The following is a 13,449-nucleotide window of genomic DNA, read 5'->3' as shown; positions in this document are numbered from 1 at the left end:
TCCGTGCCGTCCTTTGCTCTGCTTCACTCCACGCAACAGCGAGTGTCCGGTAATCGGACACTCGCTGTTGCGCATGGTGAAGCAGAGCAAAGGTTGCGCACCAGGGGTGGGCTCCCAGCGGGCGGTGGCATCCTTCAGAGGGGGCGGGTGTAGCGCAACTGTCGGGTCTGCGCCGACCCGATCGCCTCGTCCCGTTCGTTCCCGGTCGGGGTCCAGCCGCCGCGCTCGTAGAACGAGCGTGCGTGGGCGTTGTCCCGCAGCACCCAGAGCGCGGCGCGTCGCCAGCCCTGCGCCCGCATGGCGTCCAACGCGTCCACCATCAGGGTGCGGCCGACGCCGCGGCCCTGCTCGGCCGGGTCGAGGTGGATCGCGTTGAGCAACCCGGTGGCCGGGTCGTCCTCGTCGTCCGGGCCCAGGTGGCTGAACCCGACCACCGCCCCGGCCCGCTCGGCCACTGTCATCCGGTGGGTGTCCCGCTCCCAGATCCACCGCTCGACCCAGTAACGCCCCATCGCCTCCGGTGTCGGGTCGGCCAGCGCCTCGGCCGGCAGGAAGGAGGAGTACGCGGCGACCCGGGAGCGCTGGTGCAGGGCACCCACCGCCGTCAGGTCGCCTTCGGTCGCGGGGCGGAGCGTGACGGTCACCCAGCCGAATCTACCCGGCGTGGCGGAAGCTGCACCGTGGTCAGATCCTCGGCGATGATCAGATCACCGTCAAAGTGCGCCCGCGCCTCGTCGTGGAACCGGCGCGGGTCGGGGTAGCGCTGGGAGAAGTGGGTGAGCACGAGGCGGCGTACCCCGGACTCGGTCGCCACCCGGGCGGCCTGCGCCGCCGTGAGATGCCCGACCTCGGCGGCGAGCGCGGCCTCCGACTCCAGGAACGTCGACTCGATGACCAGCAGGTCGGCGTGCTCGGCGAGGGCGTACACCCCGTCGCAGAGGCCGGTGTCCATCACGAACGCGAACCGCTGCCCCGGCCGGGGCACGCTCACCTCGGCCCGGGTGACGCGGCGTCCGTCGAGGTCCAGGTGCCCGACGCGGATCAGCTCACCGACGGCCGGCCCGGCGATGCCGTACGCGGCCAGCTTCTCCGGCAGCATCCGGTGCCCGTCCGGCTCGACCAGCCGGTAGCCGTACGTCTCGATGGGGTGCCGGAGCCGGCGTGCCTCCAGCGTGCCGCAGCGCAGGGCGATCCGCTGCCCGTCGGCCTCGATGGGCTCGACCCGCAGCTCGGCCGTCTCGTAGAAGGAGGTGGCGTACCGCAGCCGGGCGAAGTATTCGGCGCCGCCGGCGGGGAAGTGCACGGCGACCGGGTGCGCCACCCGGTCCAGGGAGAGTCGCTGGATGGTGCCGGGCAGACCGAGGCAGTGGTCGCCGTGGAAGTGGGTGACGCAGATCCGGGTCAGGTCGGTGGCGGTGACAGTGGTGTGCAGGAGCTGACGTTGGCTGCCCTCGCCCGGGTCGAAGAGGATCACCTCGTCGTCCCAGCGCAGCACGTACCCGTTGTGGTTGCGCTGACGGGTCGGCGCCTGGCTGGCCGTCCCCAGCACCACCAGCTCGCGCATGGACATCGCCACTCCCGCGGATATGGAGCGACCCCCGGGGCGCTCCGCGCATGTGCGCGGGCCGGCTGGACTTGGCCGGCACCCCGGGGGTCGGGTGGCTGTCGTGGATTCGCCGCACCGCTGCCACACGGTCTCGACGATGGTGCTTCTTGCCCGCCTCGCGGCGAGCCGATCACTGTCGAGGACAGCGGCTAGCTGACAGCCACCTCACGAGTCCGATTGCTATACAAGTCTGGACCACCTCCTTTCACGTGTACGGCCACGTTATCGAGTTCTCGTCGGGCTCGGCAACGGATTTCGATCACAGGGCCGAACGGGAATGCCCGGCCACCTTCCTCAGGCAGCCGGGCATCACGCGGGTTTGGTGTCTGGTGGTCAGCCGCCGACTCGGGCCACGCCGACCGGGCAGCTCAGGCCGTTCGGGCCGTGGTTGCAGTACCCGTTCGGGTTCTTGGTCGGGGCGAGGTACTGCTGGTGGTAGTCCTCGGCGAAGTAGTAGCTGCCGAGCGGGGCGATCTCGGTGGTGATCTCACCCTTGCCGGCCCGCGTCACGATCGGCTGGAACGCGTCCCGGGACGACTCGGCGATGGTCCGCTGCTCGTCGGTGGTCGTGTAGATCGCCGAGCGGTACTGGGTGCCCACGTCGTTGCCCTGGCGCATGCCCTGGGTCGGGTCGTGGTTCTCCCAGAAGACCTTCAGCAGGTCCTCATAGTTGATCTTGCTGGGGTCGTACACCACCTGGACGACCTCGGCGTGCCCGGTCCGGCCGGAGCACGTCTCCTCGTACGTCGGGTTCTTGGTGATGCCACCCGCGTAGCCGGCGGAGGTGGTGTAGACGCCGGGAAGCGTCCAGAACAGCCGCTCGGCACCCCAGAAACAGCCCATGCCAAAGACCGCTACCTGGAGGCCCTCCGGGAAGGGGCCCTTCAACGGGGTGCCCAGCACCTCGTGGCGGTCGGCGACCGGCATGGCGATCGGGCGGCCCGGCAGGGCCTGGTCGGGCGAGACCATATCGGCGTTCATACGGCGCAAAAACACGGTGGGGATCTCCTCTCGTACCACTCCCAGCGTGTAACACCGGAGGGTCCAGCTTCCTTACCCGCGTGACCGTCAGTCAGGCCCCACCGAGCAGCGCCGCCGCGATCCGGTCCGCGTACGTCTGGGCCTCGGTGTCGTCCTCGTACCGGGTGCGCGGCCAGAAGAAGCCCCGCAACCCGTCGCCCTTGGTGCGCGGGACCACGTGGGTGTGCAGGTGTGGCACCGATTGGGACACCTTGTTGTTCATCGCCACGAACGTCCCACCGGCGCCGAGAGCGGTCTCCACCGCCACCGCCAGCCGTTGGACCATGGCGAAGTAGTCGGGCAGCAGGTCGGCCGGCAACTCGGCCAGGGTCACCAGGTGCACCCGGGGCACCACCAGCACGTGCCCCTTGAACACCGGCCGGGTGTCCAGGAACGCCACCCCGTCCGGGGTGTCGGCCACCCGGAACGCCGGCACCTCGCCCGTCACGATCCCGCAGAACACGCAACCGCTCATCGGGCCAGGCTATGCCGGCGGCTCCCGGGCGGTCCGGCTCCGCCCGGGAGCACGGGTTCCGTTCCAGCCCTCGGGACGGGGCACTAGCCTCACCAGAATGAGTCACGGCTTCGAGACGCTCGCCATCCACGCCGGTCAGGACCCCGAGGCCCGCACCGGCGCGGTGATCCCACCGATCTACCAGACCAGCACGTACGCCCAGGACGCCGTCGGCGCACCCCGCCTCGGCTACGAGTACAGCCGCTCCGGCAACCCGACTCGTGACGCGCTCCAGGAGTGCCTGGCGGCGCTGGAGGGCGGGCCGGTGGGGCTCGCCTTCGCCAGTGGCCTGGCCGCGGAGGACACCCTGCTGCGGGCCGTGTGCCAGCCCGGCGACCACGTGGTGATCCCGGACGACGCGTACGGCGGCACGTACCGGCTCTTCGCCCGGGTCGCCCAGCGCTGGGGCCTGGAGTTCAGCCCGGCCAAGGTCTCCGACCCGGCCGCGATCCGGGCGGCCGTGCAGCCCGGCCGCACGAAGATCGTCTGGGTGGAGACGCCGACCAACCCGCTGCTCGGCATCGCCGACATCGCCGCCCTGGCCGCCGTGGCACACGACGCCGGCGCCCTGCTGGTGGTGGACAACACCTTCGCCTCGCCGTACCTCCAGCAGCCGATCGCCTTCGGCGCGGACGTGGTGGTGCACTCCACCACCAAGTACATCGGTGGGCACTCCGACGTGGTTGGCGGCGCGCTCGTGGTCGCCGACGCCGGGCTCGGCGAGGAGTTGCGCTACCACCAGAACGCGATGGGAGCGATCAACGGCCCGTTCGACGCCTGGCTCACCCTGCGGGGCATCAAGACCCTCGGGGTACGCATGGACCGGCACTGCGACAACGCCGAGCGGCTCGCCGCGTACCTCGACGGGCACGCCAAGGTCGCCCAGGTGATCTATCCGGGGTTGCCCTCGCACCCCGGTCACGAGGTGGCCGCCAAGCAGATGCGCCGGTTCGGCGGCATGATCTCGTTCCGCGCCGCCGGTGGTGAGGACCACGCCGTGGACATCTGCAACCGGGCAAAGCTCTTCGTGCTCGCCGAGTCGCTGGGCGGCGTGGAATCCCTGATCGAGCACCCGGGTCGGATGACACACGCAAGTGCTGCCGGCTCGCCGCTTGAAGTTCCCGGCGATCTCGTGCGACTGTCTGTCGGCATCGAGACGGTCGACGACCTACTCGCCGATCTGGAGCAGGCGCTGGGCTGACCGCTGGGGGAGGATGGCCGTGCAGGACATCATGGCGACCTGGGTCGGAGCGACCGCCAAGCAGATCGCCCGAGGCGTACGCCGAGGTGACGTCTCGGCGACCCAGGTCGTCGCCGACCACCTCGAGTACATCTCCCGCGCCGACCGTGAGCTGGCCGCGTTCCGCGCCGTTCGCGGCGGTGAGGCGATCACCGAGGCGGAGAAGGTCGACGAGCAGGAGGACCTGGCCAACCTGCCGCTGGCCGGGGTACCGGTGGCGGTCAAGGAGAACACCCCGGTCGCCGGCCTGCCCACCTGGAACGGGTCGGCCGCCGCCCGCACCGACGTCGCGGAGGCCGACCACGAGGTGGTGCGTCGGCTGCGCGGCGCCGGCGCGGTGATCCTCGGCGTGACCCGGATGCCGGAGCTCGGCCTGTGGGCCCTCACCGACGACGACAGCGCGGTGACCCGCAACCCGTGGGACAGCACGCGTACCCCGGGTGGGTCTTCGGGTGGTGCCGCCGCCGCTGTCGCCGCCGGGCTGGTGCCGATCGCGCACGCCAACGACGGGCTCGGCTCGATCCGGATTCCGGCGGCCTGCTGCGGACTCGTCGGGCTCAAGCCCGGTCGGGGTGTGGTCCCCTGCCAGCTCGGGGCGGACGACTGGTTCGGCCTCACCGAGCACGGCATGCTGACCAGCACTGTCGCCGACGCGGCGGTCGGCTTCTCGGTGCTCGCCGGCCGGCGTCCGGAGAAACTGGTCCCCCCGCAGCGGCTGCGGGTGGGCGTCTCGCTGCGCTCCCCGGTCCGCGGTGTCACACCGGACGCGCCCAACCGGGACGCGGTCGCCGCCGCCGGCCGGCTCCTCGCCGCCGCCGGGCACGACACGGTGCCCGCCGATCCGGTCTACCCCACCGCGCTCGGCCTGCAGGGCATCGCCACCTGGTTCGCCGCCGCCGCCACCGACGTCCGGGCCTCCGGCCTGGACCGGCGTGGTCTGCAACGGCGTACCCGTCGGCACGTCGCGCTGGGCGAGTGGGCGCAGCGTCGCGGCTACGTGCGGGAGGCGGACCGGGCCGCCTGGCGGCAACGGTCGGTCGACTTCTTCACCGACCACTCGGTAGACCTGCTGCTCACCCCGGCGCTGGCCAGCGCGCCACCGGAGGCGGCCCGCTGGTCGGAGCGGTCCTGGCGGGCGAACATGACGGCCAACATCCGGTACGCCCCGTACGCCGCACCCTGGAACATCGCCGGCCTGCCGGCGGTCGTCGTGCCGGTCGGCCGCCGCCCGGACGGCCTGCCCGTCGCCGTGCAGCTGGTCGGCCCGCCCGGCTCGGAGCTGCTCCTGCTCGGTGTGGCCGGCCAGTTCGAGATGGCGGCCCCGTGGACGCGCCACGCTCCCGGCTACCCCCGGGTCGGCACGGGGTCACCAGCCACCGCATGATCGTCTAGCGTGTGCGCGCACCTACACGCGACCACGGGGGACACCAGTGCGCTGCCAGACCTGCGGGGACGCGATGTCCCCCGAAAACGACTACTGCCCGCGGTGCTTCACGCCGCTCGGCCAGCCCGCCGTCACGCCGGGGCTGCCGACCTACCGGGTACGCGGGATCGGCCTGGCGGCGAACGTCGCCGTCGGCGCGACCGCCGTGCTCTACCTGGCGGTGGCGCTGTCCTCGCTGGTCGGCATGGTGCTGGCCCGCCGGGCCAGGGCCAACGACGACCCGGACCTGCTTATCGGCGCGGGGATCATCGTCGCAGTGGTGGCGCTGATCATGACGGTGGTGCACCTCACCGCCGCCGTACTGGTGATCATCTGGACCTGGCGGGCTCGCAAGAACACCGACGCCTTCCCCGGCGCCGAGCCGGCCTTCGGGCCCGGCTGGGCGATCGCCGGCTGGCTGGTGCCCTTCGCGAACTTCGTGGTGCCGGCCCGGGTCGTGGCGGGAGTGGCCCGGGACAGCCTCTGGCGGCGGGCCACGCCGGCGCTCGTGGCCGTCTGGTGGTGCTCCTGGCTGGTGTTCAGCATCGGTGAGCGGCTCGCCAGCCGCGCCGACGACCGGGCGTACGAGAAGCTGGCGGAGATCCCGGTCGACGACGCCGGCTACCAGGCGTACTCCGACCTGTACCAGGATTCCCTGCTCCGCACCACGCTGCCCGCGCTGGGCTGCGTGATCGCGGCGGTGACGCTGATCCTGCTGATCCAACGGATCTCCGCTGCCCAGGAGGCCCGGATCGCCAGCGCCACCCGCCAGTGGCCGACCGCCCCGGTCTGGCCGGCCCAGACCTGGCCCGCCGCCCGGCCTGCCCAGTCCGCTCCGGCGGAGCAGCCGGCTCTGGCGGAGCAGCCCGCCCCGGCGGCGCAGCCCGCCCTTGAGGTGCCGGGGGTCGCGCCAGCTTCGTGATTCACTCGGGATCATTGAAGTCGGGGGGTCCGGGCGGCCCGGATACCGCGCTTTCCGGGATATCGAGTGGATCAACCCGCCCCGGTCAGCCTGCGCCCCGGTCAGCCTGGCCCGCGGGTTGGTCGGGGAGCGCGGGTGGCACGATCGGGGCATGACGGAACTGGTCGGTCTCGACGACGTACGGGCCGCACGGGAGTTGCTCGCTGGCGTCACCCGCACCACACCGCTGGAGCCGTCCCGGCCGCTCAGCGCGGCGCTGGGCGGGCCGACGTGGCTCAAGTGCGAGAACGTGCAGCGCGCCGGCTCGTACAAGGTGCGGGGCGCGTACGTGCGGATCTCCCGGTTGTCGGCGGCGGAGCGGGAGCGCGGCGTGGTCGCGGCGAGCGCGGGCAACCACGCGCAGGGCGTGGCCCTCGCCGCCGGCCTGGTCGGCACGCACGCCACCGTCTTCATGCCGGTCAACGCGCCGCTGCCGAAGGTGGCCGCCACCAAGGGGTACGGCGCGCAGGTCGAGTTGGCCGGGAACACCGTCGACGAGTCGCTGGTGGCCGCGCACACGTACGCCGAGCGCACCGGCGCCGTGCTGATCCACCCGTTCGACCACCCCGATGTGATCGCCGGGCAGGGCACTGTGGCGCTGGAGATCCTCGAACAGTGCCCGGACGTGAAGACGATCATCACCGGGGTGGGTGGCGGCGGTCTGATCTCGGGCATGGCGGTGGCCGCGAAGGCGTTGCGGCCGGACGTTCGGATCATCGGCGTGCAGGCGGCCGGGGCTGCGGCGTTCCCGCCCTCACTGGTGGCCGGGGAACCGGTCCGGCTGCCCGTCTTCTCCACCATCGCCGACGGCATCGCGGTCGGCCGGCCGGGCGAGATCACCTTCAACCACGTACGCAAGCTGGTCGACGAGATCGTCACGGTCTCCGAGGAGGACATCTCCCGGGCCCTGCTGATGCTGTTGGAGCGCGGCAAGCAGGTGGTCGAGCCGGCCGGGGCGGTCGGTGTCGCCGCGCTGCTGGCCGGGGTGGTCGAGGTGGAGACCCCGGTGGTAGCGGTGCTCTCCGGCGGCAACATCGACCCGTTGCTGATGATGCGGGTGATCGAGCACGGGTTGGCCGCGGCGGGTCGCTACCTGCGGGTGACCGTCCGCTGTTCGGACCGGCCGGGACAGCTCGCGTCGCTGCTCAGCCAGATCGCCGAGCATCGGGCCAACGTGGTGGACGTGGAGCACCAGCGGGCCAACCCGCACCTCAGCCTCGGCGAGGTGGAGGTGGCGCTGTCGGTGGAGACCCGGGGCGTCGAGCACTCGGACACGCTGATCAGCGCCCTGCGGGCCAGCGGCTATCAGGTCGTCTTCGCGGCCGAGGCGTGACACCTGTGGGTGCCACGCCTCGGATCCGCTGTGTTTCGACTGTGGGTGCCGGCGTCGCTCGACCCGGCCCCTGGTGACGCGGTCGGCGACTGTCAGCCGGAGAACGGCTCGAAGCTGACCACTGTCACCTTGATGTCGGCGCCGCTGGGGGCCGTGTAGGTGCAGGTCTGCCCGGCCCGGCCACCCAGGATCGCCTTGCCCAGCGCGGACTCGGGGCTGTAGACGGTCAGGTCGGTGGTGGCCGCGATCTCCCGAGAGCCGAGAAGGAAGGTTTCGGTGTCGTTGGTGTCGTCGTCGAAGTAGATCGTCACCACCATGCCCGGCGACACCGCGTCGGCGGTCGGAGCCTCGCCGACCTTCGCGGTGCGCAGCAGCTCCTGCAGGTAGCGGATGCGACCCTCGGCCTTGCCCTGCTCCTCGCGGGCGGCGTGGTAGCCGCCGTTCTCCCGCAGGTCGCCCTCCTCGCGCCGAGCGTTGATCTCAGCTGCGATCGCCGGGCGGTTGGCGATGTGCTCGTCGAGCTCGGCCTGGAGGCGGTCGTACGCGTCCTGGGACAGCCAGGTGGCGGGCGCCTCGTTGCCAGTGGACACAGGCGTTCTCCTCAGTTGTGCGTGGCTGGCTGACAGGTGAACTACCAAGTTACCAGTGCGGTACGACACAGCGTGTCGGCCATCACCGCGGGTGTCCGGATCCGACACCCGCGGTAGGCGCTCGGCCAGCCCCGCTTTTGGTGCTGTTAGGGCAGGTCAGGACGGTGGTCGGCAGCGCAGAACCTCGCCGATGAACGGCCGTGCGGTGGTGGCCAGGCGGTGCCGGGTCGTGACGTGCCGGTCCCCGGGGTCGGCGGTCACGGTGACCTGTTCGCGGCCCACCTCGGCGCCGGCACGGTCCCGAGCGCGCAGCACGCAGACCGCTGATCCACCCGGCGGCACGGTCACCCGAAAGTCGACAAGCACCTGCTTGTCCGTGATGTCGGTGTACGTGATCACCTGGGCGTCGTAGGCCGGGTCGCCGTACTGGCGGTAGAGGCGGACCGAGATCACGGTCAGCGTGGCCACGAGCGCCAGCAGCGCCAGCGCGGCCAGCAGCGTACGGCGGCGCTTGCCGCCCGGCGCCCGACGGCGGCCGTAGCGCCCGGCCGGGAACACCGGCGCGCCTGGTGAAATTGTGGCGTGCGTCTCGGTCACCGGCGGGTATCTCCTGGCGTTGTTGTCGGCGGCATCGGCAAGAATGACAGAGCCCCATCCTCCCACCCGGTCCAGCGGCAGGAATGGCAGGTCATGCCCGGCGCTGATGGCCGGTGACAGGGTGCGGCGAGGAAGATCCCGGCAGGTCAGCCGGTCGAGCCCGGTCGGGTCCACCGTCCGGCACAGACGAGGAGCGCCGAAGTTGGCAGAGCAACTGCGTCTCATGGCCGTGCACGCGCACCCGGACGACGAGTCGAGCAAGGGCGCGGCGACGACGGCGAAGTATGTCGCTCAGGGGGTGGACGTCCTGGTCGTGACGTGCACCGGCGGCGAGCGCGGGAGCGTGCTCAACCCCAAGCTCGACCGGCCCGACGTGTGGGCCAACATCGGCGAGATCCGGCGTGCCGAGATGGACGCCGCGCGGGCGATCCTCGGCGTCGACCAGGCCTGGCTGGGCTTCGTCGACTCGGGTCTGCCCGAGGGCGATCCGCTGCCGCCGCTGCCCGAGGGTTGTTTCGCCCTCCAGGACGTCGAGGTCGCCGCGGGCCCGCTGGTGCGGCTGATGCGCGAGTTCCGTCCGCACGTGGTGACCACGTACGACGAAGAGGGCGGCTACCCGCACCCGGACCACATCATGTGCCACAAGGTGAGTGTGGCCGCGTTCGAGGCCGCCGGTGACCCGGAGCGCTACCCGGAGCTGGGCGCGCCCTGGCAGCCGCTGAAGCTCTACTACGACATCGGCTTCTCCAAGGGCAAGATCATGGCCTTGCACGAGGGCATGCTGGCCGCCGGGCTGGAGTCGCCCTACGAGGAGTGGCTCAAGCGGTGGGAGGACCGTCCCGACAAGGGCCCTCGGATCACCACCCGGGTGGAGTGCGCCGAATACTTCCCGGTCCGCGACGACGCGCTGCGGGCCCACGCCACCCAGGTCGACCCGGACGGCTTCTGGTTCCACGTGCCGATGGAGCTCCAGAAGCGCGCCTGGCCGACCGAGGACTACGAGCTGGCCCGCTCGATGGTCGACAGCCCGCTGCCCGAGTCCGACCTCTTCGCGGGAGTGCGGGAGACGGCGCACGCGCGCTGATTCCCGGCGGGGCTACCCTGGTTACCAACCGCACATCGGAGGAACGCCATGCTGACCGCTGCCCAGGTGCTCGCGGAGAACAACTTCGGGGACACCCGCACGGGTGGTCTGGCCGGGCCGATGGGCCTCTTCCTCATCCTGCTGCTGGCCACCGCGACCATCCTGCTGATCCGCAACATGAACGCTCGGCTGCGCCGGCTGCCGGACCGTTTCCCTCAGCAGTCCGGGCCGACCGACCCCACCAGGGCCGATGCGGCAGTCGTCGATCCGACAGACGGGACCGGGGGGCGTGATTCATCCACGCCCGCTCCCAACGGGCACCAGCAGCACCTGAACGGGTAGTCCGCGCATGAATCACGCCGAACCGGTTGGTCGCCCCCTGTTGCGGCCACCCGGTTTGGCTTAGCCTTCCGCCGGGGGGACCAAAAGTCTCCGAGCCGTGTGCGGGAGGGGGCGCCGATGACCAGCACAGCACCGGCCGCCCGCCGCGACGTCGGTCGGTCGGCTGACGGGGGAGGTCGATGACCTCCGGTGCGGCCGACGACCCGTTCGATCGGCTCGGGGTGCGTGGCACACCGGGCCGGTTGCTGGTGCTCACCGCAGCCGTCACGCTGACCGCCCTGGCCGCCGCCGCGGTCGGGTTGACCCTTCCGGTCCGGCTGCCGGCCGACGACCCTCTCGGCGGTCCGGCCCGCTTCGGCATCGCCGTTGCCGTCCTGGCCCTCGCCCAGCTCGCCCGGCTGCGGTTCCGCTCGGCCGCCGGCATGGTCAGCATCACCTGGGGCGAGGCCGCCCTGATCGTCTGCCTCTACCTGACCCCGGCCGGCTGGCTCCCGTCCGCCACGCTGCTCGGCACCGGGCTGGCCTGGACCCTGCTGTCACTGCACAACGACCGCCGTCCCGCCCTGGAGATCGTCCGGATCGCCGCGTCGCTGGCCGCCGCGTCGGCGCTGGCCGTCTCCGTGACCACCGCGCTCGGTCGGCCGCTGCTCTCTCCACCCACCCCGATGCTGGCGCTCGCCGTCATCGCCGGTTCGGTGACGTACCTCCTGGTGACCGCCTGGCTGGGTGGGGTGACGCTGGGTCTGCGGCACGGGCTGCCGATCGGGCCACCATTGCTCGCCGCGCTGCGCGGCAAGCTGCTGATGTTCGTCGGCAACGTGGCGGTCGGCCTCGTGGTGGTCGCCCTGCTGGAGCTGGACCCGCGCTGGTTGCTGTTGCTGCCGCCGCTGCTGTGGCTGCTCCAGCAGACCTACCGTTACCGGCTGCGCTCCGATCAGGAGCGCCGGACCTGGCGTGCCTTCGCCGAGGCCACCGCGGCCCTCAACCAGCTGGACGAGCGGGGCGTGGCCAGCGCTGCCGTCACCGGGGCGCTGACGCTGTTCAACGCCGAACTGGTGGACGTCGACGTGGCCCGGGCCGACGGCCGGTGGCACCGCTACCGGGGCGACGCCAGCGGTCAGCTGGTCGACCGGGAGACCGGCCCGCCGGACCAGTCGGAGCTGGACGAGCACGAGCTGAGTCGGGCGCTGTCGGTCGGCGCCGCGCCGGTCGGTCGGCTGCGGGTGCGGTTCCCCCGCTCGGCCCCGCCCACCGCCCGGGAACGCGACGCGGTGGCCGCGTTCGGCGACGCGCTCGCCGCCGCGCTGCACGACGCCGCGACCCACCACGAACTGCGGCTGGTGACCGCCCGTTCGTCGTACGAGGCGGTGCACGACCCGCTCACCGGCCTCGTCAACCGGGCGGCGATGCTGAGCAAGGGCGACCAGTCGCTGCGACAGCTCAGCCACGATCACCCGGTGGCGCTGCTGCTGCTGGACATCAACCAGTTCAAGGAAGTCAACGACACCCTCGGGCATGCGGCGGGTGACCAGCTGCTGCGGTTGACCGCGAACCGACTCAACGCGCTGGTCCGCAGCGGTGACCTGCTCGGCCGACTCGGCGGCGACGAGTTCGCCCTGCTGCTCACGGCGGTGCCGGTGCTCGGCGACCGGGCCGCCCCGATGGCCCACGCGCTGCGCCAGGCCCGCGAGATCGCCGAGCGGCTGGCCGCACCGACCGAGGTGGCCGGCGTACGGATGTCCATCGAGGTCTCGGTCGGGGTGGTGGTGGCCGCCGCCGGCACCGCGGACCTGACCGAGCTGCTGCGTCGGGCCGACATCGCGATGTACCAGGCCAAGGAGGGTGGCGGCAACGTCGCCGCGTACGACGGCGCGCGTGACGCGGCCAGCACCGACCAGCTCGCCCTGCTGGCCGAGCTGCGTGAGGCGTTGAAGGTCGACGATCAGCTGGTGCTGGCGTTGCAGCCGGCGGTCGACCTGGCCACTGGTGCCCCCACCGGGGTGGAGGCGCTGATCCGTTGGCAACACCCCCGGCGTGGGTGGCTGAACCCGGCCGACTTCATCCGGCCGGTGGAGAACAGCGAGCAGCTCGGCACGTTCACCCGCTACGTGCTGAACAAGGCGCTCAGCGTGGCCGCCAGCTGGGCCCGGGAGGGGTTGGACGTTCCGATCTCGGTCAACCTCTCGGCGCGCAGCCTGCTCGACCCCCGGCTGCCGGCGGAGATCGCCGAAGCGTTGCGCCGCCACCAGGTGCCGCCGCACCGGCTCGTCCTGGAGATCACCGAGACGGTGGTGATGAGCGAGCTGGAGGTCATCGACGAGGTGCTGGCGACGCTCCGGTCGATGGGCGTGCAACTCGCTGTCGACGACTTCGGCACCGGCTTCTCGTCGCTGACCTTCCTCACCCGGATCGCCGTGGACGAGTTGAAGGTGGACCGCTCGTTCGTCATCCGGATGGCCGACTCGCCGGAGGCCGCCGCGATCGTCCGGACGACAGTGGGTCTCGCCCACGAGTTGGGGTTGCGGGTGGTCGCCGAAGGGGTGGAGACCGCCGAGCAGCGGATGGCCCTGGCCGAGCTGGGTTGCACCTCCGCGCAGGGCTACCACTTCTTCAAGCCCATGCCGGCGGACAAGATCGGCGCGGTGCTGGGGTCGCTGCGCGACTCGGCGGAGTCGAACGTCTTCCGGCTCCGCGCCGACGGCGCCTCCTGACCGCGGCGGGCGGTTGACCGTCCGGGTG

Annotated in this window: 13 protein-coding genes; 7 read left to right on the top strand and 6 right to left on the bottom strand. The window is 71.8% G+C overall.

The window, feature by feature from the left end; translation table 11 throughout:
* Nucleotides 1-134 precede the first annotated feature (134 nt).
* The 4 genes from OH804_RS23495 to OH804_RS23480 form a co-directional block, all read right to left on the bottom strand.
* Complete coding sequence (locus OH804_RS23495; RefSeq protein ID WP_406059544.1) at nucleotides 135-644, bottom strand: GNAT family N-acetyltransferase; 510 nt, start codon at nucleotides 642-644, stop codon at nucleotides 135-137.
* Nucleotides 641-1,570: a ribonuclease Z gene (locus tag OH804_RS23490; RefSeq protein ID WP_196921125.1), complete on the bottom strand. Its 930-nt coding sequence runs from the start codon at nucleotides 1,568-1,570 to the stop codon at nucleotides 641-643. The genes OH804_RS23495 and OH804_RS23490 overlap by 4 nt, the downstream gene beginning before the upstream one ends.
* A 369-nt stretch (nucleotides 1,571-1,939) precedes the next feature.
* A complete protein-coding gene (msrA, locus tag OH804_RS23485) occupies nucleotides 1,940-2,602 on the bottom strand; it encodes a peptide-methionine (S)-S-oxide reductase MsrA (protein WP_124854717.1) in 663 nt (220 codons plus the stop codon).
* A 76-nt stretch (nucleotides 2,603-2,678) separates the two neighbouring features.
* A complete protein-coding gene (locus tag OH804_RS23480; protein WP_196921127.1) occupies nucleotides 2,679-3,101 on the bottom strand; it encodes an HIT family protein in 423 nt (140 codons plus the stop codon).
* Between the two features lie 97 nt (nucleotides 3,102-3,198).
* Here OH804_RS23480 and OH804_RS23475 point away from each other — a divergent pair, with 97 nt between their 5' ends.
* The 4 genes from OH804_RS23475 to ilvA all read left to right on the top strand — a co-directional run bounded on the left by OH804_RS23475 (nucleotide 3,199) and on the right by ilvA (nucleotide 8,097).
* On the top strand, nucleotides 3,199-4,341 hold the full coding sequence (locus OH804_RS23475) for a cystathionine gamma-synthase (protein WP_196921129.1): 1,143 nt from the start codon (nucleotides 3,199-3,201) through the stop codon (nucleotides 4,339-4,341).
* A 13-nt stretch (nucleotides 4,342-4,354) separates the two neighbouring features.
* Complete coding sequence (locus OH804_RS23470) at nucleotides 4,355-5,764, top strand: amidase (RefSeq protein WP_406059540.1); 1,410 nt, start codon at nucleotides 4,355-4,357, stop codon at nucleotides 5,762-5,764.
* 73 nt (nucleotides 5,765-5,837) lie between these two features.
* Nucleotides 5,838-6,725 carry a DUF4328 domain-containing protein gene (locus OH804_RS23465; RefSeq protein ID WP_406059538.1) on the top strand — a complete coding sequence of 296 codons (888 nt, stop codon included), beginning with the start codon at nucleotides 5,838-5,840 and terminating at the stop codon, nucleotides 6,723-6,725.
* Between the two features lie 151 nt (nucleotides 6,726-6,876).
* Nucleotides 6,877-8,097 carry a threonine ammonia-lyase gene (gene ilvA / locus OH804_RS23460; RefSeq protein ID WP_196921139.1) on the top strand — a complete coding sequence of 407 codons (1,221 nt, stop codon included), beginning with the start codon at nucleotides 6,877-6,879 and terminating at the stop codon, nucleotides 8,095-8,097.
* Nucleotides 8,098-8,189: 92 nt separating this feature from the next.
* Here ilvA and greA read toward each other — a convergent pair whose 3' ends face one another.
* Entirely contained in the window at nucleotides 8,190-8,687 is a 498-nt protein-coding gene (greA, locus tag OH804_RS23455) for a transcription elongation factor GreA (protein WP_091394193.1), read from the bottom strand.
* 156 nt (nucleotides 8,688-8,843) lie between these two features.
* Complete coding sequence (locus tag OH804_RS23450) at nucleotides 8,844-9,284, bottom strand: DUF4307 domain-containing protein (RefSeq protein WP_196921141.1); 441 nt, start codon at nucleotides 9,282-9,284, stop codon at nucleotides 8,844-8,846.
* Between the two features lie 202 nt (nucleotides 9,285-9,486).
* Here OH804_RS23450 and mca point away from each other — a divergent pair, with 202 nt between their 5' ends.
* From mca to OH804_RS23435, 3 genes are all read left to right on the top strand, one after another.
* On the top strand, nucleotides 9,487-10,368 hold the full coding sequence (mca, locus tag OH804_RS23445) for a mycothiol conjugate amidase Mca (protein ID WP_124854725.1): 882 nt from the start codon (nucleotides 9,487-9,489) through the stop codon (nucleotides 10,366-10,368).
* Nucleotides 10,369-10,416: 48 nt separating this feature from the next.
* Nucleotides 10,417-10,710: a hypothetical protein gene (locus tag OH804_RS23440; RefSeq protein WP_091394183.1), complete on the top strand. Its 294-nt coding sequence runs from the start codon at nucleotides 10,417-10,419 to the stop codon at nucleotides 10,708-10,710.
* A 179-nt stretch (nucleotides 10,711-10,889) separates the two neighbouring features.
* Nucleotides 10,890-13,421 carry a bifunctional diguanylate cyclase/phosphodiesterase gene (locus tag OH804_RS23435; protein ID WP_196921143.1) on the top strand — a complete coding sequence of 844 codons (2,532 nt, stop codon included), beginning with the start codon at nucleotides 10,890-10,892 and terminating at the stop codon, nucleotides 13,419-13,421.
* Nucleotides 13,422-13,449 lie beyond the last annotated feature (28 nt).

Origin of the sequence: Micromonospora sp. NBC_00860 (assembly GCF_045207375.1) — a bacterium.
Classification (GTDB): domain Bacteria; phylum Actinomycetota; class Actinomycetes; order Mycobacteriales; family Micromonosporaceae; genus Micromonospora; species Micromonospora vinacea.
Note: the sequence above shows the minus strand (reverse complement) of the source record. Positions and strands in the feature narration are given on the sequence as shown.